This window comes from Blautia massiliensis (ex Durand et al. 2017), from assembly GCF_001487165.1.
GTDB lineage: Bacteria > Bacillota > Clostridia > Lachnospirales > Lachnospiraceae > Blautia_A > Blautia_A fusiformis.
Genome location: NZ_LN913006.1, coordinates 1,789,290 through 1,811,994, shown reverse-complemented (window position 1 = coordinate 1,811,994; position 22,705 = coordinate 1,789,290). Strand labels below are relative to the sequence as shown.

General features: G+C 45.0%; 18 protein-coding genes. All 18 read left to right on the top strand.

What is annotated here, in order from left to right; genetic code table 11:
• Positions 1–882: 882 nt before the first annotated feature.
• The 18 genes from BN3261_RS09300 to BN3261_RS09215 all read left to right on the top strand — a co-directional run bounded on the left by BN3261_RS09300 (position 883) and on the right by BN3261_RS09215 (position 22,585).
• Positions 883–1,260: a helix-turn-helix domain-containing protein gene (locus BN3261_RS09300; protein WP_015527351.1), complete on the top strand. Its 378-nt coding sequence runs from the start codon at positions 883–885 to the stop codon at positions 1,258–1,260.
• A complete protein-coding gene (locus BN3261_RS09295) occupies positions 1,260–2,078 on the top strand; it encodes an ImmA/IrrE family metallo-endopeptidase (RefSeq protein WP_021652250.1) in 819 nt (272 codons plus the stop codon). The genes BN3261_RS09300 and BN3261_RS09295 overlap by 1 nt, the downstream gene beginning before the upstream one ends.
• A gap of 16 nt (positions 2,079–2,094) precedes the next feature.
• Complete coding sequence (locus BN3261_RS09290) at positions 2,095–2,898, top strand: hypothetical protein (protein WP_021652251.1); 804 nt, start codon at positions 2,095–2,097, stop codon at positions 2,896–2,898.
• A gap of 398 nt (positions 2,899–3,296) precedes the next feature.
• Positions 3,297–4,853 (top strand): cardiolipin synthase, encoded by a 1,557-nt coding sequence (gene cls / locus BN3261_RS09280; RefSeq protein ID WP_059086102.1) that lies wholly within the window; start codon positions 3,297–3,299, stop codon positions 4,851–4,853.
• 17 nt (positions 4,854–4,870) lie between these two features.
• The gene (gene bsh, locus BN3261_RS09275) at positions 4,871–5,860 is read left to right on the top strand and encodes a choloylglycine hydrolase (protein WP_059086101.1); all 990 of its coding nucleotides are present in this window, start codon (positions 4,871–4,873) and stop codon (positions 5,858–5,860) included.
• Between the two features lie 222 nt (positions 5,861–6,082).
• The gene (locus BN3261_RS09270; RefSeq protein WP_021652255.1) at positions 6,083–7,639 is read left to right on the top strand and encodes an ABC-F family ATP-binding cassette domain-containing protein; all 1,557 of its coding nucleotides are present in this window, start codon (positions 6,083–6,085) and stop codon (positions 7,637–7,639) included.
• Between the two features lie 122 nt (positions 7,640–7,761).
• Positions 7,762–8,631, top strand: coding sequence for a patatin-like phospholipase family protein (locus BN3261_RS09265; RefSeq protein ID WP_110925787.1), 870 nt, complete (start codon positions 7,762–7,764; stop codon positions 8,629–8,631).
• A gap of 84 nt (positions 8,632–8,715) precedes the next feature.
• Positions 8,716–11,730, top strand: coding sequence for a translation factor GTPase family protein (locus BN3261_RS09260; protein ID WP_059086100.1), 3,015 nt, complete (start codon positions 8,716–8,718; stop codon positions 11,728–11,730).
• Positions 11,731–11,946: 216 nt separating this feature from the next.
• Entirely contained in the window at positions 11,947–12,480 is a 534-nt protein-coding gene (locus BN3261_RS09255; RefSeq protein ID WP_022427065.1) for a CarD family transcriptional regulator, read from the top strand.
• The gene (locus BN3261_RS17725) at positions 12,477–12,620 is read left to right on the top strand and encodes a hypothetical protein (protein WP_158526432.1); all 144 of its coding nucleotides are present in this window, start codon (positions 12,477–12,479) and stop codon (positions 12,618–12,620) included. Before BN3261_RS09255 ends, BN3261_RS17725 begins: the two co-directional genes overlap by 4 nt.
• A complete protein-coding gene (greA, locus tag BN3261_RS09250) occupies positions 12,617–13,117 on the top strand; it encodes a transcription elongation factor GreA (protein WP_015527340.1) in 501 nt (166 codons plus the stop codon). The genes BN3261_RS17725 and greA overlap by 4 nt, the downstream gene beginning before the upstream one ends.
• Positions 13,118–13,403: 286 nt before the next feature.
• Positions 13,404–15,224: a Na/Pi cotransporter family protein gene (locus BN3261_RS09245; RefSeq protein ID WP_021652262.1), complete on the top strand. Its 1,821-nt coding sequence runs from the start codon at positions 13,404–13,406 to the stop codon at positions 15,222–15,224.
• 158 nt (positions 15,225–15,382) lie between these two features.
• Positions 15,383–16,057, top strand: coding sequence for a winged helix-turn-helix domain-containing protein (locus BN3261_RS09240; RefSeq protein WP_044961949.1), 675 nt, complete (start codon positions 15,383–15,385; stop codon positions 16,055–16,057).
• Positions 16,054–17,409 (top strand): sensor histidine kinase, encoded by a 1,356-nt coding sequence (locus tag BN3261_RS09235; RefSeq protein WP_021652264.1) that lies wholly within the window; start codon positions 16,054–16,056, stop codon positions 17,407–17,409. The genes BN3261_RS09240 and BN3261_RS09235 overlap by 4 nt, the downstream gene beginning before the upstream one ends.
• A gap of 143 nt (positions 17,410–17,552) precedes the next feature.
• Complete coding sequence (locus BN3261_RS09230; protein WP_059086099.1) at positions 17,553–18,476, top strand: sugar phosphate nucleotidyltransferase; 924 nt, start codon at positions 17,553–17,555, stop codon at positions 18,474–18,476.
• A gap of 92 nt (positions 18,477–18,568) precedes the next feature.
• Complete coding sequence (gene galE, locus BN3261_RS09225; RefSeq protein ID WP_015527335.1) at positions 18,569–19,585, top strand: UDP-glucose 4-epimerase GalE; 1,017 nt, start codon at positions 18,569–18,571, stop codon at positions 19,583–19,585.
• 503 nt (positions 19,586–20,088) lie between these two features.
• Complete coding sequence (locus BN3261_RS09220; protein WP_059086098.1) at positions 20,089–21,198, top strand: tyrosine-type recombinase/integrase; 1,110 nt, start codon at positions 20,089–20,091, stop codon at positions 21,196–21,198.
• A 151-nt stretch (positions 21,199–21,349) separates the two neighbouring features.
• Positions 21,350–22,585: a zinc ribbon domain-containing protein gene (locus BN3261_RS09215; protein ID WP_059086097.1), complete on the top strand. Its 1,236-nt coding sequence runs from the start codon at positions 21,350–21,352 to the stop codon at positions 22,583–22,585.
• Positions 22,586–22,705: the final 120 nt, after the last annotated feature.

Genomic DNA, 22,705 nt, shown 5'->3' with positions numbered 1-22,705 from the left:
CCCCATATGACGAAAAAGTTCATGACGGCTCATTGTATTAATGAGCAAGATATTCAGTCTATCAGTCCAATCTTCCTGCCCAGATATAAGAATGTGTAGCTCATGCAGGGATTGACCAACAACAAGCTGGATTTCAGAATTCAGGTAAAAGGTGTGTTCGGGACAGAAAGAAACTAACGAAGGCTAAGTGGAAAGAAACACAGCTCTGGATTTTTTCTTCACCGTCATGAGGCTCTTTTTCGGAGCTGTCTACGATTGCGAAGAAAATCTAAAAGGCATGGATTCCAGTTCCAGACCGGATACAAGACCTCCAAGAGAGACAAATTCGATTCTATCCTCATAGACATTGACCAGATTGCTTCCGCTGAAAGAGTAATCACGGTGAACAATGCTGTTCAGTAAAGATTCTCTGATTGCATCCTCTGGATAATCTCTTCTGTCAGTTCGATCCAGATTTGAAAAGGTTGCCTTTCCTTTCTTTTTCTTTCTTTCTCATTATAAACAAGAAAGAAAGGTCAAGGGGTGTAGAAACAAGCATTTTGTCGACCTGCAACAATTACAAGCCTCGTTGGAAAAGCAATGGGGTGTTTTTTAACCGGTTTTTTGGTGGATTCGTTTTGAGAGCAACTTTGAAATCAAATTTTGTTGCTTCGGCAATGAGCTGTTCTATCATAGAAATCTCTCTGTTGAGGTTGTAGAAGGTCTTTTGAATGAGGAAAATACAGGTTTATAGCGTTAGTGTAAACCACTCTTCTGAAGGTTAGCGATGACTTGTAACTAAAATAGCGACAAAATAAATTAAAAACTAAGATCAGTCTCTAAATAATTGATATTCTATGTGAAAGAGCGTATAATATAAGTACAAGAACAGGAGGCGATTATATGCTGGATGTAAATATGATAATTGCAAACAACATTCAGGCTGAACTGAAAAAAGAAAACAAAAAGCAGGTTGATCTGGCAGAAGGAATTGGAGTCTCCAAACAGACAATGAGCAAAATTATGAATGGTGCAAGAGCAATCAATGCGATTGAACTTCATAAGATTTCTGAATATCTGCATGTGTCGATGGATTCTCTGATGAAGATGCCAGAAAAGCCGATGGATACGAATGTGATTCATGCGTTTATGGGGCGTGTTAAAACAGAAGAAGCAAGAAAGGGAATCCGGCTTGCGGATGAACTGTCCGACATGATTCTGTTCCACACTAGGGCATGCGAGAATGGCAAAAAGATGGAGCAGCTCTGGGAGGATAAGTGATGAACAATGTTCTGAAAGATAGCCTTTTTGTAAGCCAAAACAGGAAATTTGATGAAATTCAATCTGTTGTCAGGCAGTTTTCGGCAGAGTATGTCGGTAATTCTATTATCAAAGATAATATTTTTGCTGTTATACAGAACTATGCAAGAAAGAAAGAAATTGCACTGGAACTGCTTCGTTTTCCAATTCATGATGATGAATTATGGGCATTGACTTTTTTGAAGCAGGATACGATTTTTGTGTGCGTAAATACGGCACTTCCACTATGTAAGCAGTTTTTCGCTGCGTCGCATGAATTGTATCATATCTACTGTTATGTAGAAAATGCAGACCAGAGCTATATAAAAAATGGTTCTATGCTGGATTCGGCAACAGGTGATGAAACAGGAAGAACACAGGAGGACTTGGAAGCTAATGCCTTCGCAGGTCTGCTTTTGATGCCGGATCAACTTCTCCATGAGCAAATTCTACTGTATGGAATTGATAAAGATTTGGTTTCGGTAGATTCCGTTTTGATACTTATGGATATGTTTGCTATGCCCTACAAGGCAGTTGTACTGCGCTTGTTTGAAAGTGGAAACATATCCCACCAGCAGGCTGAAAAGCTGCTGGAGATAAGTTCTGCGAATGTAATGAAAAGGGCATCACTGATAGGTAAGGCAAAGCGCTGGCAGCTTGATGGCAGGGGAACAGAATCTTTTGGCACACTCCTTGAGAAAGTTGAGTATAACAGACAGCATGAGTATCTGACAGAATCCAGAGAAAATGACGATGTGGCTTACATTACTCAACTGAAAAAAGAGTACGGTTTGGATTGAGGGGTGTCAAAGCGAAGTGAAAAAATATGCACTGCTAGATACCGATTTCATTTCCAAAACGCACTCTGTTCAAGATGGCGGCGATAATCATTTGATTGACCGGGTCATGGAATTGCCGGAATATGTGTTCTTTTGTCATGCGCAAATCGTAACAGAACTTAATCGGTATAATGCTGATGCGCCAATCTGGTTGAGCGAAAAGATTGGCGCGCAAAAGATAAAAAGCTACACGGATCAAGAAATTCTTGAAAGCCTGTCACATGTACGAGGGCCGCTGGCGTGTGCGACTTATACACAGATGTTAAAATTGGCCTGTGATGTTTTTTCTAAAGATTACTTTTCGGAACATTATCGAGCATTGGAAGATGCTGATTACACGGCGATATCGAGAGAGGATTATTTGAAAGAGCTTGAACGACTCGATATCGAAGTGGGCAAGAAAAATAATCTTGGAGAAATCAAGTCTTTTGTGCTGTTGCAGGTCTTGTCGGTGATGCTTGGGGAGCAGATTTATGTGTTCTGCTCCGATGACCGAAATGCTCGGAATGGCGCTACAAATTTTGAAGATGTTCGATGTATTAGTCTGGTATCGGTATTCTCGCGTTTGAAGGAGGAAGCAAACTGGACGTTTGAAGATGCTGAGCCGTATATTGAATCGCTCATTGCATTTTATCAAGATCATCACCAAACTACTTTCCGAGTAATGGAAGCGTCTGAGGTTAGAAGATTGCAACGGATACCATGCAGACAGGTGTTGCAGGAAATCTTTAACGGAAAATTTATTGAATTGAAAAATGGTATGTTGCGGTACAAGCGGTAAGTGAAAACAGGTTAAAGAATACCAACAATCACATGTCTAGTTGGGAAACCAGCGGAGAAAGTTATTGCAATGATAGAAGCAAAGAGTTCAGTAAAAACAGAAACATCTTAAAAAGTATACAGAGTATATTGCGAAGAAAAATCGCATATGATATAATGCTCGCAGGCAAAAAAAGAATTAAAGTATTTATAACGAAAAAAGCAAAAGCCCTCGAAGTTGCAGCTTCCAGGGCTTTCTTCTTATTTCATTTTTTATTACAGTGGACAAGGAATCATCAGGTCAGCGCTGCGCTGTTTGCAGTATAGAAGATAATTGTTGATTTTATTACGCAACAGGAATATTCAGTTAGGCTTACGCACAACAGAAAATTCTCATTCAATGCAGAAAGGGGCGGTTTTATGAAGCAGGATACACTGGAGGGTAGAGCAAAAACGAAAAACGGTGTCATTCGATTATGCTTTTCGGTGCTTTGTATTTTGTTGGAAGCAGCTTTTATCATTATCGTGATCACAAGGCTGAATGAATATGCGGAGATCGTTAATCTGCTGACTAGAGTCTTTGCAGGAATTCTGGTTCTGGCACTATATGCATCCGATCAGACCTCTTCCATGAAAATGCCGTGGATCATTCTGATACTTGTGTTTCCGATCATGGGTGTAGCACTGTATCTTCTGATTGGATTAAATGGCGGAACCCGTAAAATGCGAGAACGATATGCGGATATCGACAGAAAGCTTCTGCCGCTTCTGCCGGACAATCGGGAAAAACTGGAAAATATCAAAAATAAAATCCCCAAAGCAGGAAATATCAGTGAGTATATTTGGAAAAATGCAGGTTATCCTGTATACCAGAATACGGATATTGTTTATTATGATGAGGCGGTAAAGGGATTAGAAGCACAGTTATCAGCACTGTCAAAGGCTGAAAAGTTTATTTTTATGGAATACCATGCGATAGAAGATGCAGAGGCCTGGAAAAAGATCCAGAAAGTGCTGGAGGAGCGTGTACAGGCAGGCGTGGAAGTGCGAGTATTTTATGATGATATGGGCTCTATTGGCTTTATTAATACGGATTTTGTAAAAAAGATGGAGCAGATCGGAATCCACTGCCGGGTATTTAATCCGTTTATGCCGGGTCTGAATGTATTTCTGAACAACCGTGATCATCGAAAAATAACTGTGATCGATGGAAAAGTAGCTTTCACAGGCGGCTATAATCTGGCAAATGAATATTTTAATTACACCAATCCTTACGGACAATGGAAGGATACCGGGATTCGTCTTGAAGGCGATGCAGTTCAGTCGCTGACAGCAACATTCCTTGAAATGTGGAATGCAGCCAATGACAGGAATAATAATGAGGATTTCAGCAAATATTTTATAAGATCAGAATATAAGGCAGATCAGAACGGATTTGTACAGCCTTATGCAGATAGTCCAATGGATGATGAACAGGTAGGAGAGGAAGTTTATATCAGCATGGTCAACAAAGCTGAAAAATACTGCTGGTTTATAACGCCATATCTGATCATTACGGATGAAATGACACATGCGCTGTGTCTTGCTGCAAAGCGGGGGATTGATGTCAGGATCATTACACCGGGTATCCCGGATAAAAAAATGATTTACAGTGTTACACGTTCCTTTTATCATGGACTGGTTAAAAATGGGGTGCGGATCTACGAGTGGACACCTGGCTTCTGTCACGCCAAGATGAGCGTGGCAGATGACTGTATGGCAACCTGCGGAACCATAAATCTGGATTACAGAAGTCTTTATCATCATTTTGAAAACGGATGCTTTATGGCAGACAGTCCGGCTGTGTTATCCATACGAAATGACCTGGAAGAAACAATGAAGGAATGTCGGGAAGTAACAGAACAATACCGTACAGGACGCAGTGCATATCTTCGTCTGGGACAGCTTTTCATGAGATTGTTTGCAGGATTATTGTAAGGAAGAGGTGTAGATCTATGTGTACAGCAGCAACGTATCAGACAAAGGATTTTTATATGGGAAGAACTCTTGACTATGAGTTTTCCTATGGGGAAGAGGTGACCATAACCCCAAGAAATTATGAGTTCGATTTCCGATATGCAGGAAAAGCAAAAACACATTATGCTCTTATAGGAATGGCGTTTGTAGCAGGAGATTATCCGCTTTATTATGATGCGGCTAATGAAAAGGGACTGGGTATGGCAGGACTTAACTTTGTGGGGAATGCGGCATATGCAGATGAAGCGACAGAGGCAAATAAAGATCTTGTCCAGGTGGCGCAATATGAATTTATTCCATGGATCCTTACCCAGTGTGCTTCGGTGGCTGAAGCAAGGAGGATGCTTTCCAATATGGAGCTTATGGGAACACCCTTCAGTGAACAGCTTCCAACGGCACAGCTTCACTGGATGATCGCAGACAAGGAGGAATGCATCGTTGTAGAATCTATGAAAGACGGAATGCACATCTATGACGATCCTGTTGGCGTACTTACAAATAATCCTCCATTCCCCGGTCAGATGTTTGCACTTAACAATTATGCGGGTGTATCCAGAAAGCAGCCGGAAAGTACATTTGCAGGAGTGCTGGAGCTGGATCCATACAGCAGAGGAATGGGCGGAATGGGAATTCCGGGAGATCTTTCAAGCCAGTCAAGATTTGTAAAGGTTGCATTTACAAAATTAAACGCAATATCCGGAGATGGGGAAAACGAAAGTGTCAGCCAGTTTTTCCATATTTTAGGCTCTGTTGATCAGCAGCGGGGATGCTGTGAGGTATCAGAGGGCGCATATGAGATCACAATCTATACTTCATGCTGCAACACGACAAAGGGGATCTATTATTATACCACATATGATAATCACCAGATAACCGCAGTAGATATGTATGCGGAAAACCTTGATTCAGACAAGCTGATCCGTTATCCGATCATATTAAACGGTGAGATCCGATGGCATAATAAATAAGAACAGGATTTTTACAGAAGATAATGAGGTAGGAAGATGGAAAATTATTCAATAGTATTCAGCAGCTTAACCGGTAATACAAAAAGCTGCCAGTCAGCCGATTGTAGTGTATACAGAGATTTGACTTTACAGCAGAGAAAAATATCAAGTATAATACTATAGCATTATTAAAAATCCCTTCCGGGAAAACAGAAAAACCACAATGATAAAGGAATATAACAAATGAGTATTTTAAATGTAGAACACCTGACCCACGGGTTTGGAGACAGAGCGATTTTCGAAGATGTATCTTTCCGGCTTCTTAAGGGAGAACACATCGGACTTGTAGGCGCTAATGGCGAAGGAAAGTCCACATTTATGAGTATCGTGACCGGAAAACTGATGCCGGATGAGGGTAAGGTAGAGTGGGCAAAAAATGTCCATGCAGGCTATCTGGATCAGCATGCAGTTCTGGAAAAGGGGATGACCATCGGCCAGGTGCTGAAATCCGCTTTTGATCCTCTTCTCAAAAAAGAAGAACGGATGAACGAGATCTGCGACAAGCTGGGAACTGCAGATCCTGACGAGATGGATGGTCTGATGGAAGAGCTTGGAACGATCCAGGACGAACTGACACTTCACGATTTTTATGCGATCGATGCCAAAGTGGAGGAGGTTGCTAGAGCTCTGGGCCTTCTGGATCTGGGGCTTGACCGTGATGTTACGGATCTAAGCGGCGGACAGCGAACCAAGGTACTTCTTGCGAAGCTTCTTCTCGAGAAGCCTGACATCCTGCTTCTGGATGAGCCTACCAACTATCTGGATGAGGAGCATATTGCATGGCTGAAAAGATATCTTCTGGATTATGAGAATGCATTTATCCTTATTTCCCACGATATTCCGTTCCTGAATTCTGTAGTTAACATTATCTATCATATGGAAAATCAGGAACTGAACCGTTATGTAGGAGATTACGATCATTTTCAGGAGGTCTATGCGGTCAAGAAGGCACAGCTGGAGGCTGCTTACCGCAAACAGCAGCAGGAGATCAGTGAGCTGAAGGATTTCGTAGCAAGGAATAAGGCCCGTGTTTCCACAAGAAACATGGCTATGTCCCGACAGAAAAAGCTGGACAAGATGGATGTGATCGAGCTGGCAGCAGAGAAGCCGAAGCCGGAGTTCAAATTCCGTTATGGCCGAACACCAGGAAAGATGCTTTTTGAGACCCATGATCTTGTGATCGGTTATGATGAGCCGCTTTCCAAGCCGCTGAATTTTACTATGGAGCGAGGACAGAAGATCGCACTGGTGGGAACCAATGGAATAGGAAAAACAACACTTCTTCGAAGCCTTCTTGGACTGATCAAGCCTCTTTCTGGAAGCGTGGAGCAGGGCGAGAACCTTGAGATCGGATATTTTGAGCAGGAAGTTAAAGGTGAGAATCGAACTACCTGTATCGAAGAGCTCTGGCAGGAATTCCCGTCATTTTCCCAGTATGAAGTGCGTTCCGCGCTGGCAAAATGTGGCCTGACGACCAAGCATATTGAGAGCCAGGTACGAGTTTTAAGCGGTGGTGAGCAGGCAAAAGTGCGTCTTTGCAAGCTGGTGAACCGTGACACCAATATTCTTCTTCTGGACGAGCCTACCAATCATCTGGATGTAGATGCAAAAGACGAGCTGAAAAAAGCTCTCCGGGAATACCGCGGAAGTATCCTTCTCATCTGCCATGAACCGGAATTTTACCAGGATGTGGTAAATGAAGTCTGGGATATGAGCAAGTGGACAACCAAGATATTCTGATAATGGATATAGATATATGGCAGAAAAGACAGATATAATTCAAAAAGTACAATAAATGGGACATAAAAGATGACAGCATAAGGGCAGCAGAGTCTGCCAGACAGAATACAGAGGACAAATAAATGAAAGAAACACAATTGAAAAAATTCAGTATCGTTATGGAGGGCGGCGGTATGCGAGGCTTGTATACCGCCGGTGTGATCGATGTTCTGATGGAAAATGAGATTTACGCGGACAGTGCGGTGGGCGTATCGGCTGGAGCTGTTTTTGGATGCAATTATAAGTCCAGGCAGATCGGAAGAGTTCTTCGCTATAACAAAAAGTACTGCAAGGATAAAAGACTTGCAAGCATCCGGAACTGGATCACCACAGGAGATGTATACAGCCGGGAATTCGGATATTATGAACTGCCCTGGAAGCTGGATATTTTTGACCGTCAGACCTACGCAGAAAATCCCATGAAATTTACAGTGGTGTGTACGGACCTGGATACAGGAAAACCGGTGTATCATGAATGTCCCAACGGAGATGTGGAGGATATTGAATGGATGCGTGCGTCTGCATCGATCCCGATAGCCTCCCGACCGGTGAAGCTTGGGGGAAAGAGACTTCTGGATGGTGGTGTGTCTGATCCGATCCCGGTTAAGTGGATGCTTTCCCGGGGATACGAAAAAAACGTAGTGGTGCTTACCAGAGATGTGAAGTACCGAAAAAAAGCAAACCCGAAGATGCAGCTTTTTCTGAAAGCAGTATTACATAAATATCCGGCTTTTCTGAAGGATCTGGAGGAACGGCATATCCATTATAATGAAACACTGGAGGAACTGGCTTCTCTGGAAAAAGAGGGTCGCGTTCATATCATCCGTCCGAGCAGTCCCATCCAGGCGGCGATGATCGAGCGTGATGAGAGCAATCTGGAGCGGATCTACCAGATAGGAAGAGCAGATATGAAAAAGGATCTGGAGAAGCTGAAAGCCTACCTGGATTCCTAAATCACAGACCGAAACAAAATTCGACTTATACCCCTTTCTATGTTATGATATTGGATATCATTACAACAGAAAGGGGTATTTTCAATGGGAGAAAAACCTCAGAATATAAAACACAGACATATAAGCCTGGGCGTGCTTGCCCATGTGGATGCAGGAAAGACGACATTATCGGAAGGCCTGCTTTTTAAATGCGGAAGGATCCGGAAAATCGGAAGAGTCGATCACAAGGATGCGTATCTGGATACCTATGAGCTTGAGAGGGAGAGAGGAATCACCATTTTTTCAAAGCAGGCAGTTTTTTCCATGGGGGATATGGAAGTGACACTTCTGGATACGCCGGGGCATGTGGATTTTTCTGCTGAGATGGAGCGTACCCTGCAGGTGCTGGATTATGCGATTCTGGTGATCAACGGCGCAGATGGTGTGCAAGGGCATACACAGACATTGTGGAGACTGCTGACACAGTATAAGATCCCAACATTTCTTTTCGTAAATAAAATGGACCAGGAAGGAACAGACAGGGAAAGACTTCTTGAGGAGCTGAAGAAGAAATTAAGCGGATGCTGTGTGGATTTTAGTGGAGAACTGGAATGTTCCGGTGCAGAAGCAGCAGGGAAAAAGGAGAATCCTGTGGATAACTCCGGGAAATCTCCGTCAGCTGAAGGAATGCAGCTGAAAGACAACGCCAATGAAGCAGAAAAAGAGAATATATCCGAAACGCAGGGCGCTTCTGATAAAATAAATGGAACTGATGATTTTCTGGAAAATATCGCCATGTGTGAGGAGAACCTTCTGGAAAGCTTCCTGGAAACAGGAACGATCACAAAAAAGGACGTGGCAGAGCTGATCCTGGAGCGAAAGCTTTTTCCCTGCTTCTTTGGATCTGCCCTGAAGATGGAAGGCGTAGATGCTTTTATCCATGGAATGGAGACCTACATGGCAGTACCGTCCTATCCCGCAGAATTCGGAGCCAGGATCTTTAAGATCGCCAGAGATGAGCAGGGAAACCGTCTCACTTATATGAAGATCACCGGCGGCAGCCTGAAGGTTAAGGAGACGCTGACCAATGCAGGAAGAAATGGTATTCCGGCAGAGGAGATCTGGGAGGAAAAGGCAGATCAGATCCGTATCTATTCTGGTGCAAAATTTGAAATGCTCAAAGAGGCAGAGGCAGGAACCGTCTGTGCAGTTACAGGTCTTACCGAAACATATCCGGGAGAGGGACTTGGCATTGAGGCGGATTCTGCTATGCCGGTGCTGGAACCGGTACTGAATTATCAGATCATCCTTCCGGAGGGCTGTGACGCCCACAGGATGCTGAAAAGCCTGAAGGAGCTGGAGGAGGAAGAACCGCAGCTTCATATCATGTGGGATGAGCAGCTGGGAGAGATCCACGCCATGCTGATGGGCGAGGTACAGATCGAGATCCTGAAGCATCTGATCTGGGAGCGCTTTCATGTGGCAGTAGAATTTGGGACCGGTAATATCGTATACAAAGAAACCATTGCCGCACCGGTGGAAGGTGTGGGACATTTTGAACCGCTTCGTCATTATGCGGAGGTGCATCTTCTTCTGGAACCGGGAGAGAGAGGAAGCGGACTGCAGTTTTTCACAGCGGCAAATGAAGATCAGCTGGATCGGAACTGGCAGCGGCTGATCCTGACACATTTGGAGGAAAAAGAGCATCTGGGAGTCCTTACCGGATCACCCATCACCGATATGCAGATCACACTTCTCACCGGACGGGCACATCAGAAGCATACGGAAGGTGGAGATTTCCGGCAGGCGACCTACCGTGCTGTGCGCCAGGGCCTCAAGAAAGCGGAGACACTTCTTCTGGAACCCTATTACAGCTTCCGACTTGAGGTTCCGGCAGAAAATGTAGGACGTGCCATGACGGATATCCAGAGGATGCAGGGAACCTTTCAGGGGCCGGAAACCCAGGGAGAGCTGTCGGTGCTCACAGGAAGTGCGCCGGTGGCAAAAATGAGGGATTATCAGAGCCAGGTAGTTTCCTACACAAGAGGCAGAGGTCATATGACCTGTACTCTGAATGGCTATGAACCCTGTCAGGATCAGGAGCAGATCGCAGAGGAGATCGGATATGATTCCGAGAGAGATCTTGAGAATCCTACAGGCTCTGTATTCTGTGCCCATGGAGCAGGCTTCGTGGTTCCCTGGTATGAGGTAGAAGAATATATGCATCTGGAAGGAACTCAGCTTCCGGACAGTAATGATGCCTATGAGGATTCCGACAACAGCTCTGCAGGAGTGCGTTCAGTTCAGGGAACAGCCAAAAACAGTCCGGATCACAGAACAGCCAATGCCGGCCGTGGAAAATATACCTCCATGTATGGAAGCTACGAAGAGGAAAAAGAACTGAAGGCAATCTTTGAGAAAACCTTTGGTCCGGTGAGCTCAAAGAAATACAGCAGTAACAGCCGAAGCTTCGGAAATCCGGAAAGCGGAAGCAGCTTTTCCGGGAAGGGAGGCAAAGGTGCAGCAGATTCCGGACTTCCGGCAAAATCCGGTCACGGCGCCTGGAGAAACAGCAGTCCGGCCATCCACAGAGAGGACTATCTGCTGGTGGACGGCTGCAATATCATATTTGCCTGGGAGGATTTAAGAGATCTGGCACAGGCAGACTTTCATGCGGCACAGTCCAGGTTAATGGACATATTAAGCGATTATCAGGGGATCAAGGGCTGCATCCTGATCCTGGTATTTGATGCCTACCGTGTGGAGGGCCATCCGGAGGAAACCTTCCAGTATCATAACATTCATGTTGTCTATACAAAAGAAGCGGAAACTGCAGACCAGTATATTGAACGCACTGTCCATAAAATCGGACGGAAGCATAACGTGACAGTTGCTACATCAGACGGACTGGAGCAGATCATCATTATGGGACAGGGAGCCGCCAGGATCTCAGCACGCGGATTCAAAGAAGAGATCGCTTCCGCAAAACAGCAGATGAGAGAAGAATGGCAGGAGCGCAGGGACAACAGCAAAACCTATCTCTTTGACAGTATGACACCGGAACTGAAATCTCATATGGAAGACATCCGTCTGGGAAGAAAGAAAAAAGAAGAATTATAACAAAAAATATATGCCTTCATTGTGGGCATATTTCACAAAAATAAAAAAACTTTTTGAATTCTTTTGCAAATAAATGGGAAAAGTAGTAAAATAAGGATAGAATCCTCAGTGAGAAGCTCCTTGTCTGGATATATAACCTGGCAGGGAGCTTTCATTAGAGCACAATAAGCGCCAGGATAACAAAAGAAAAGTAAAAAAATGAAAGGAAGTGGAAAAATGTTTGAAACAGGCGAATATGTTGTGTATGGTCGTACCGGCATCTGCCAGGTAACAGGAGTTACCACAATGAGGGTGGATGGTTCCTCCGGCGAGAAGCTTTATTATGTACTGAGGCCCGGAGGAGAAACAGATGGGAAGATATTTACACCGGTGGAAGGTGGAAAGCAGGTGCTTCGCGGAATCATTACGAGGGAAGAAGCGGAGAGGCTTATCGATGAGATCCCATCCATTGAGACACTGAGTATTGAGAATGAGAAATTCCGGGAGGATAGCTACAAGAAATGCATCCGTACCTGTGAATGCAGAGATCTTCTTCGGATCATCAAGACGATCTACGTCAGAAAACAGGCCAGATTATCTCATGGCAAAAAAACAACCGCTACAGACGAGCGGTATCTGAAGCTTGCAGAGGATCATCTCTATTCTGAATTTTCCATGTTACTGGATATCCCCAAAGAACATATGGCAGATTATATTGAACAGCGAGTACACCAGCAGAAGGAAGCCGAAGAACAGGTATGCGCTGTTTGACAAAGCAGAGCGTATCTGCTATGGTATTTCCGGTAACCTTCCAGAAATCCTGTATCTGTGACAGAAGCTTCACAGGAAGTGGAGAACAGATTCAGGATCAGTCTGAATGTTATAAAGAAAAGGAGATGCCAGAGAAATGAGAGAACAGCTTACCCGCAAGGATGTTGAAAAAATAGAGCAGGAGATCGAACACCGTAAACTGGTAGTACGTAAGGAAGCCATTGAGGCGGTCAAGGAGGCACGTGCCCAGGGAGACTTAAGTGAGAACTTTGAGTATTATGCAGCCAAGAAGCATAAGAATCAGAACGAGAGCCGCATCCGTTATCTGGAGAGGATGCTGAAGACTGCATCCATTGTATCCGATGCTTCCAGATCTGACGAAGTGGGAATGGACGATATCGTGGAAGTTCTTTTTGAAGAAGATAATGAGGTGGAGAAGTACAAGCTGGTTACTTCCATCCGCGGAAATTCCATGGAAAACCGTATCAGTATTGAATCGCCTATCGGCAAGGCACTGCGCGGTCATCGTGTAGGAGACCGGGTGGAAGTAAAGGTCAATGATGATTACAGCTATTACCTTGTAATAAAATCCATCGACAAGACTGGATCTGAGGATGAGGAGATCCGCGGATTCTGATCACAGATCGCAGGGCAGCTCTGCTCATGAGCATGCAGCTCAGCAGAATGAGAATGTCCGCAGCACAAAACACATCATAAGGATAAAAACCACTGTACGATATATAGGACAGAGAGATCCTGACGGGAAATCGGTTTCCCGTAACAGGATCCTCTGTTTTATTTTTTTTACACAGATTTTACATTCCAGTGGGGAAAATTTTACAATAGGCCGCTATTATGAAAATCGTTGAAATGAGAAAAAAGGAAATCAAACATATCAAAAAGAGAAAGTGAAGGAGAGTATTATGGACTTTTTCAGCGTACTGGCATTGCTTGGCGGACTTGCTATTTTCCTTTATGGAATGAACTTAATGGGAGACGGGCTTGCGAAAGTTGCAGGCGGAAAGCTTGAGCGGATCCTGGAGACACTTACCTCCAATCCCATCAGAGCCGTTCTTCTTGGACTGGGTGTGACTGCAGTGATTCAGTCATCCTCGGCAACTACCGTTATGGTCGTTGGTTTTGTAAACTCGGGAATCATGAAGCTGTCCCAGGTTGTGGGAATCATCATGGGTGCCAATATCGGTACTACCGTAACCTCATGGATCTTAAGTCTTACAGGTATCCAGAGTGATAACTTTATTATCCAGCTTTTTAAGCCGACGTCATTTTCACCGATCCTGGCACTGATCGGCGTGGTTCTGATCATGTTTACAAAAAGCCAGAAGAAAAAGGACGTGGGAGCGATCTTTGTAGGCTTTGCGATCCTGATGTATGGAATGAATGCCATGAGCGGAGCTGTGGAACCTCTTGCAGAGGTACCGGAGTTTACCGGAATGCTGGTGAAATTCTCCAATCCGATCCTTGGAGTTGTGGCCGGAGCAGTGCTGACAGCGATCATCCAGTCGTCCTCCGCATCGGTTGGTATCCTCCAGGCACTGTGCCTTACCGGAATGGTACCGTTCAGTGCAGCACTTCCTATTATCATGGGACAGAATATCGGTACCTGTATCACTGCGATCCTTTCAGCCATCGGAGCCAGCAAAAACGCAAAACGTGCGGCTATGGTCCATCTGTATTTCAATCTGATCGGAACCATGCTGTTCATGGCAGTATTTTATGCGATAAATGCAGCAGTACATTTTTCATTTATGGCACAGGCAGCGACTCCGGCCGGGATCGCGATCCTGCACAGTGCCTTCAATATCACGGCAACTCTTGTTCTTCTTCCGTTTGGAAAGGCTCTGGAGAAGCTTGCCTGTCTTACTATCCGCGACAGGAAGGAAGAGGAGGAGAAGGTGGCAGCAGATCCGGATTTCATGATCCTGGAAAGCCGTTTTCTGGAGAAACCTGCATTTGCAGTTGAGCAGAGCAGGAATGCAGCGAAAAAAATGGCAGAGGATTCTCACAGAACTCTGTTTACCGCCCTGGACCTTCTGAAGAATTTCAGCGCAGAAGGAAAGGCTCTGGTGGAAGAAGCAGAGAAAAAGGTAGACCGTTATGAGGATGAACTTGGAACCTATCTTGTAAAACTGAACCAGAAGGATCTTTCCGTTCATGACAGTCACAGTGTTTCCATCATGCTCCACTGTATCGGTGATTTCGAGAGGATTTCCGATCACGGTGTGAACATCATGGAATCCGCACAGGAGCTTTATGAAAAAGGTCTGAAGTTTTCAGATAAGGCGCTGGAAGAGTTACGTGTCATGGAGCATGCGGTGGAAGACATTGTTGATATTGCTTACAAGGTTTACGAAAATCAGGATGTGCAGCTTGCGAGAGAGATCGAGCCACTGGAGGAAGTGATCGATGAACTCAGCAAGGAACTGAAGTACCGGCATATCCAGAGACTTCGCGCCGGAGAATGTACTATTGAAATGGGATTCATCCTGTCCGATGTGACTACCAGCCTGGAGCGTGTGGCAGATCACTGTTCCAATATCGGTGTTTGTGTGACACAGGTTCATGAAGATGCTTTTGATACACATCAGCACCTGAAGCAGATCAAACATGGGCCGGACGAAACCTTCTACCGTGCGCTGGAGGTGATCCGGAGTCAGTATCAGCTTCCGGAAATAAAGGATGAGCCGGCGGCAGCCCAGATGGCAGCGGCAGGCAGCCAATAAAAAGATATCGAAATAATGCTATGCCCTGGTTATCTGTATCAGCAGACGGCCAGGGCTTGTGCAGTAAAAAGAAAGCAGTTATACTGAAGGCATGGAACAGAAAAGACCAGACGATTATGAAGTGCCAACGGCAAAAAAACGAACAGAGAGGATATAGAATGATCTACTGTGTGGAAGATGAGAGAAATATCAGAGAGCTTCTTGTCTATACCCTGGAGACAACAGGCTTTGAGGCAGAAGGTTTTGAAACCGGGGCAGAACTTGACACAGCCATGAAAAAAAATATGCCGGAACTGATCCTGCTGGATATCATGCTCCCGGGTGAAGATGGGTATAATATTTTGAAACGACTGAAAAGTGATACCAGGACCCGGGATATCCCGGTGATCATGGTCACAGCCAAAGAAGCGGAGTTTGACAAGGTAAAAGGTCTGGAGGGCGGCGCAGATGATTACATCACCAAGCCCTTCGGGATGATGGAATTTGTAGCCAGGGTCAAAGCGGTCCTTCGGCGCTGCGCAAGGCAGAGCGAAGAGAGGGAGCTGCACTGTAAGGGTCTTCGTGTCAATGTGTCCCGTCACGAAGTCAGCTATCAGGGTGAGGTGAAGGAGCTGACCAGAAAGGAATTCGAGCTCCTGGAATATCTTATGGAGAACAAAGGACTGGTCATGTCCAGAAACCAGATCCTGTGCCATGTGTGGGGCTATGATTTTGACGGAGAAACAAGGACTGTAGATGTTCATGTACGGACTCTCCGACAAAAGCTGGGGGAAGCCGGAAATCTGATCGAGACAGTGCGTGGCGTGGGATACCGGATCGGAGATCATGTATGAAAAAGAAAATTCTGCATCATACAAGCATTATGATCATTTTTGCTGTTCTTGTCACGTTTCTGGCAGCAAGTGTGGTCACCTACAGTAAATTAAACACATACATGCAGCGGGGAGTCCGTGAGGAAGCGCAGTATATCTGCCTTGCCATGGATGAGTATGGAGATTCCTTTCTCACAAAAAAGCTTCGGACAGTATCATCAAGTCGTGTGACTCTCATCCGTAAAGACGGAACCGTTCTCTACGATTCTGAGGCCTCTCCGAAAAAACTGGCAAATCACAGTGATCGTCCGGAATTTATACAGGCAGAAAAAAATGGAAAAAGCGAAAGTATCCGTTATTCAGAAACCTTTGCAAAAAAGACCTTTTATTATGCGGTGAAGCTGGATGACGGAAACGTGCTCCGTGTAGGAAAAACCGTAGACTCTATATATTCCACATGGATCTCAAGTCTTGCTGTGCTGGGACTTCTGATGCTCCTGGTACTGATCCTGGAGTTTGTTTTTGCACAGAGACAGACCAGAGAGCTGATCCGTCCGGTCAACGATCTGGATCTGGAGCATCCGCTGAACAATGTGTGCTATGAGGAGCTGCGTCCCCTTCTTGTGCGGGTGGATGAACAGAACCGGCAGATCCGGCAGCAGGTAAAAGAACTGAAGGAGGCAGAGGAGATCCGGAAGGAATTTTCTGCAAATGTTTCCCATGAGCTGAAGACCCCGCTGATGTCCATTTCCGGTTATGCGGAGCTTATGATGAACGGCATGGTTCCGGCAGATCATATACGGGAATTTTCCGGAAGGATCTACCATGAATCAATAAGACTTTCCAATCTGGTAGCGGATATCATCCAGCTTTCCAGACTGGATGAAAGCAACAGTGAGGTTCCCTTTGAAGAGGTGGATCTTTATGAGCTTGCGGAAGACGTAAGAAATAATCTCAGACATCCTGCCGGAAAGAAAAATATTTTCCTTGAGCTTGCCGGAAGTGCAGAGAAGATCAAGGGTGTCCGCCATGTACTCTATGAGATGCTTTTTAATATTGCAGACAATGCAGTTCGCTATACAGAACAGAATGGTCATGTGCGGATCATGGTAGGCAACCGGAAAGGGCATCCGTTCTACTGTGTGGCAGATGACGGGATCGGAATCCCGAAAAGTGAACAGGGAAGGATCTTTGAGCGCTTTTACCGGGTAGACAAAAGCCATTCCAGACAGACCGGCGGAACAGGTCTGGGGCTTTCCATTGTGAAGCATGGAGCAACGCTTCATCATGCACAGATCAACGTGGAAAGTGAACAGGGAGTTGGAACCAGGATGGAGATCGTTTTCCCGGAGAATACTTCTGACCGAAAATAAACTGAAAATAATCAGTAGGATTTCACGGTGAAGTGTAGTATAATAAAAAAAGGTTCAAAGGCCGGTCGGATGAGAATCTGACCGGCTTAAACTATGTATGGGAAAAAATCCCTGTATTTCTAAAAATCAGGAGGAATAAGATTATGAAAGAGCCGGTTCTGGTAGTAATGGCAGCAGGAATGGGAAGCCGCTACGGCGGACTGAAACAGATCGATCCTGTAGATCAGGAAGGTCATATCATCATGGATTTTTCCATTTATGATGCCGTACGTGCAGGCTTTAAGAAAGTGATATTCATCATAAAAAAAGAGAATGAACAGGATTTCCGCGATGCCATCGGCGACCGCTTAAGTGACAAGGTGGAGATCGTTTATGTGCATCAGGATCTTAACAACATCCCGGAAGGCTTCCAGGTTCCGGAAGGCCGTGTGAAGCCATGGGGAACCGGACATGCGGTATTAAGCTGTGCCGGAGAGATCGACGGACCGTTTGTGGTGATCAATGCAGATGATTATTATGGAACCCATGCCTTTAAGATGGCGTATGATTTCCTGATCCAGGCCCAGGAGGACACCGTACCTGCCCAGTATATGATGGTAGGCTACCGTCTTGAGAATACCCTGACAGACAATGGCTACGTTTCCAGAGGTGTCTGTGAGACAGATGAAAATGGATATCTTGCAGATATCAATGAGCGAACACACATTGAGAAACGTGACGGCGGAGCAGCCTACACAGAGGACGATGGAAAAACCTGGACAAGTCTCCCAGGAGAGACTCCGGTATCCATGAATATGTGGGGCTTCACCGGCGGATTTATGAAAGAGCTGGTAAAACGCTTCCCGGTATTCCTTGAAAAGAGCATTCCGGAAAATCCTCTGAAATGCGAATATTTCCTTCCGTTTGTAGTTGACGAGCTCCTCCAGGAAAAAAAGGCAGCAGTCAGGGTCCTTACCACACAGGATAAATGGTACGGAGTGACCTATAAAGAGGACAAACCGGTAGTGGTAGCCGCGATCCAGAATCTGAAGGATCAGGGATTTTATCCGCAGGGACTCTGGGATTAAGTAGTAAACCTGGTTTTCTGCTATTGTGGAAACAAAGGAACAGTGCTAAAATAAACAGGAACAGTTAGATCCAATAGAGGAGGAGAAAAACTATGGCAATTTTAGTAACAGGTGGAGCAGGATACATTGGAAGTCATACCGTTGTAGAGCTGCAGAGCGCAGGATATGATGTTGTAGTAGTTGACAATTTATGCAATTCCAGTGAGAAGGCTCTGGACAGAGTATCCAAGATCACAGGCAAACCGGTGAAATTCTATAAAGCAGATATTCTGGACCGCGAAGCATTAAATGAAGTTTTTGACAAAGAAGAGATCGACTCCTGTATTCATTTTGCAGGACTGAAAGCAGTTGGTGAATCTGTTGCCAAGCCGTGGGAGTATTATGAGAACAATATCGCAGGAACCCTTACTCTTGTAGACGTGATGAGAAAACATAATGTTAAAAATATTATTTTCTCTTCCTCAGCAACCGTATACGGAGATCCGGCAATGATCCCGATCACCGAGGAGTGCCCGAAGGGACAGTGTACCAACCCATATGGCTGGACCAAATCCATGCTGGAGCAGATCCTTACAGACATCCAGAAGGCAGACCCGGAGTGGAACGTAGTTCTTCTTCGTTACTTCAACCCGATCGGTGCTCATAAGAGCGGAACCATCGGTGAGAATCCAAATGGTATCCCGAACAACCTGATGCCATATATCACACAGGTAGCAGTAGGCAAGCTGAAAGAGCTTGGCGTATTCGGAAACGATTACGATACACCGGATGGAACAGGTGTCCGTGACTACATCCACGTAGTAGACCTTGCCAAGGGCCATGTAAAAGCCCTTAAGAAGCTGGAAGACAATTCTGGATTAAGCATCTACAACCTTGGAACCGGAAAAGGCTACAGTGTTCTTGATATCGTTAAGAACTTTGAGGCAGCTACCGGCGTCAAGATCCCATATGTGATCAAACCACGCCGCCCAGGCGACATCGCAACCTGCTATTCCGATGCAACCAAGGCAGAGAAAGAACTCGGCTGGAAAGCAGAGAACGGAATCCGCGAGATGTGTGCAGACTCCTGGAGATGGCAGAGCCAGAACCCTAATGGATATGAGGCTTAAGGAACAGAAAGCTTAATTACATAAAAATATAAAAGCGATATAAAACACGGCAGACAGCCCCGGAGGGATGTCTGCCGTGTTGTTTTTTTGAGGGTAAAAAAGTCGNAGACTCCTGGAGATGGCAGAGCCAGAACCCTAATGGATATGAGGCTTAAGGAACAGAAAGCTTAATTACATAAAAATATAAAAGCGATATAAAACACGGCAGACAGCCCCGGAGGGATGTCTGCCGTGTTGTTTTTTTGAGGGTAAAAAAGTCGCTTATCATTTCCATAAGCGACAGGTGATTTTCTCTCAAATTGCATAGTTTTTGAATCTTAATCAATGATAGCATTGCACCCTGTCACTGTCAAGATACGAAAAATGCACCACTTTCGACCAAAAATGCAGTTTTTTTCGGTTAAATTTTTTTATATACGACAAATTTTTCTTTTTTTCGCTTATTAGTGGTCACAAAAATGGTCAGACTTTTGCTATAATAGTGCGAAAAGGAGACTACGATTATGCCTAGAAAAGGGGAAAATATCAGAAAAAGGAAAGACGGAAGATGGGAGGCGCGCTATGAAAAATGTCGTGACCAGAATGGACGGATCCAGTACGGATATCTGTATGGTCGTACATACGAGGCTGTAAAAAAGAAAAAGCTGGCTATTTTATGTCAGAATAATCTTCAAAACTCTCCGGGAAAGTGTTATGTATTTCGAAACCTCAGTGAAGAATGGATGTTATCCATGCGTTACGCTGTAAAGCTCAGCACCTATGCCTGCTACGAAACACTTCTTGATACACATATCCTTCCGGAATTTGGTGATATGCCGTTGAAATACATCTCTTCTGCTTCTGTATATACCTTCTCTGAAAAGCTGAAACAGCAGGGGTTTTCGCCACGTACCATCAAAAATCTTCTGATCCTGTTCCACAGTATTTTACGCTATGGTGAAAAACAGGGGTATTTGAATCTTTCACAGCTTGAATTTCGGTATCCCAAAATAAATACCAGTCCTTTTCAGCTTATTTCTCATGAACATCTCACAAAGCTGATCACAGTTCTCTCTGCTGAGGACTCAGAATTTCCCATCGGCATCCTGCTATGTATTTATACAGGGATCCGCGTTGGCGAGCTCAGCGGTATCCGGTGGGAAGATATTGATTTTGATAAAAAACTGCTTCATATAAGGCGAACGATCTCACGGATAAAAAATCTTGATTATTCTGGTGAATCTGATGACGAACCCAAAACCGTTTTAATGATAGGTCCTCCTAAATCAGTCTCATCCATCAGGGATATTCCAATCCCTGATTTTTTATTGAAAAAAATGAAGCGGATTGCTGCTGAACCTGATTCATACCTGCTGACGGGTACGAATCGTAAATGTATGGAGCCCAGAAATATACAGCGTAAATTCCAGAAGCTCCTTCAGCAATGTGAAATCCCCAGTATCAACATTCATTCTCTCCGGCATGCTTTTGCCACCCGTTGTACGGAAATGGGATTTGACAGTAAGACACTTTCTGAAATTCTGGGACATTCGTCCGTCAAGATCACCATGGATATTTATGTGCACAGCAGCATAAAACAAAAACAGAAGTGCATGGAAAAGCTGAACTATTAGCAGTCAGAATTATGGTCAAAGCAGGCCGGAAGTCCGCATTTATACGGGTTTCCGGCCTGCTTGTCGCTTATGGAAATGATAAGTGACAAAAATAATAATTTAGATAAGTTATATTATAATGAATTTTCTTTGCGAAAAACGGAGAACCAAAATGAAAGAACCGGAAACCGGAAAAAAAGAAAACACCGGAAAAAGCGGCTACAGCATCACAACCTGGCGACTGCATCTCTGGTGCAGACATCCGGAATGGCTGCGGACCACACAGGAATTTTATAACCGGATCGCTGAATTTTATTACAACCTGCTTCTGGATCATACGGATCTCTGGGAACTGGGAAGCCAGCAGACTTTACGCGAGCTGGAGATCATGAGCATTCCGGGACGAGGCGGACGCATACCATCAGATCCCCTCCCCTGGCAAAAGGTTCCACTGTATTTTCGAAGAGCAGCAGCCAATGAAGGAATTGCTTCAGCCAAAAGCTATATCAGCCGTTTTGCCCAGGATGAGAAGATCGGCAGAGCCGAGAAACTAAATGCAGCAGTTACCTATTACAAAGGAATGTATCAGGATTTTTCCGCTAAAGAGATCACGTTGCGTGTCTGGACAGGAGACACATGGACCTGGATGCATTGCCGGCTGTCAGGCAGAGACTTTCCGGAAAACGCTAGACTCATGTCACCATCCGTAGTTTTTGAATACAAATATGACATGTTGCATGTTCCAGTACGTCAGAACAATGAAAATACAGCAACCGTACGTCAGAGGATGCAGGCAGGATGCAGGATACTCTGTATTCAGTTTACAAACAGTGATGCCTTTGCAGCAGGCGTTGTTCTGGACGGAACCGGTCAGGAGATTGCAGTGAAGTTCTGGAAAGGCGGAAAGGAATACAGTCACCATTGCAGAAAGCTTCTGGAAAAGATCCAGAAGTCCCAGGAAGCAACCGGAGGCAGACAGACAGGCAGAGTTGATCAGAAATACTGGATGCATCTGAAACATCTTTCTGAACACTATGGACACCAGGTCACAAGCCAGATCTTACGTTTTGCCGTAGAGCAGGACGTCTCCGTGATCGTACTTCCACGTTATAACCAGGAATATTCCAGAAACGTCATGAAAGGCTCAGGAAACTGGGGCCCGCTCCACTTAAGCACCAGGATCCGCCAGTACCTGGACTACAAAGCCTGGAAAAACGGAATCATCGTTATCGAAGTCCACGCCACCGGCATCAGCAAAATCTGTGCAAAGTGCGGTGCAGAAATCATTCGGACTGACACCAGAACAGAACTATGCTGCTGCGCCAATGGACATCAGACGGACCGATATCTGAATGCTGTGAGAAATCTCGGGAAAAAGTGCCTGACACAGTTTGGACGCAGAGCATGAAGGGAAGAACAAAGGAAACAGAATATCAGTATGAAAAGCGAGCAGGTGGATTGACCTTATGGCATGTCAGAAAACAGATGTCATAAGGTCAGTGCATCGGCTTTGCCGTGCTGACAAAAA

Bases quoted from the DNA above. Each gene is read 5' to 3' on its own strand.
- BN3261_RS09300 (WP_015527351.1), top strand. From the start codon at position 883: ATGCTGGATGTAAATATGATAATTGCAAACAACATTCAGGCTGAACTG.
- BN3261_RS09295 (WP_021652250.1), top strand. From the start codon at position 1,260: ATGAACAATGTTCTGAAAGATAGCCTTTTTGTAAGCCAAAACAGGAAA.
- cls (WP_059086102.1), top strand. From the start codon at position 3,297: ATGAAGCAGGATACACTGGAGGGTAGAGCAAAAACGAAAAACGGTGTC.
- bsh (WP_059086101.1), top strand. From the start codon at position 4,871: ATGTGTACAGCAGCAACGTATCAGACAAAGGATTTTTATATGGGAAGA.
- BN3261_RS09270 (WP_021652255.1), top strand. From the start codon at position 6,083: ATGAGTATTTTAAATGTAGAACACCTGACCCACGGGTTTGGAGACAGA.
- BN3261_RS09265 (WP_110925787.1), top strand. From the start codon at position 7,762: ATGAAAGAAACACAATTGAAAAAATTCAGTATCGTTATGGAGGGCGGC.
- BN3261_RS09260 (WP_059086100.1), top strand. From the start codon at position 8,716: ATGGGAGAAAAACCTCAGAATATAAAACACAGACATATAAGCCTGGGC.
- BN3261_RS09255 (WP_022427065.1), top strand. From the start codon at position 11,947: ATGTTTGAAACAGGCGAATATGTTGTGTATGGTCGTACCGGCATCTGC.
- greA (WP_015527340.1), top strand. From the start codon at position 12,617: ATGAGAGAACAGCTTACCCGCAAGGATGTTGAAAAAATAGAGCAGGAG.
- BN3261_RS09245 (WP_021652262.1), top strand. From the start codon at position 13,404: ATGGACTTTTTCAGCGTACTGGCATTGCTTGGCGGACTTGCTATTTTC.
- BN3261_RS09240 (WP_044961949.1), top strand. From the start codon at position 15,383: ATGATCTACTGTGTGGAAGATGAGAGAAATATCAGAGAGCTTCTTGTC.
- BN3261_RS09235 (WP_021652264.1), top strand. From the start codon at position 16,054: ATGAAAAAGAAAATTCTGCATCATACAAGCATTATGATCATTTTTGCT.
- BN3261_RS09230 (WP_059086099.1), top strand. From the start codon at position 17,553: ATGAAAGAGCCGGTTCTGGTAGTAATGGCAGCAGGAATGGGAAGCCGC.
- galE (WP_015527335.1), top strand. From the start codon at position 18,569: ATGGCAATTTTAGTAACAGGTGGAGCAGGATACATTGGAAGTCATACC.
- BN3261_RS09220 (WP_059086098.1), top strand. From the start codon at position 20,089: ATGCCTAGAAAAGGGGAAAATATCAGAAAAAGGAAAGACGGAAGATGG.
- BN3261_RS09215 (WP_059086097.1), top strand. From the start codon at position 21,350: ATGAAAGAACCGGAAACCGGAAAAAAAGAAAACACCGGAAAAAGCGGC.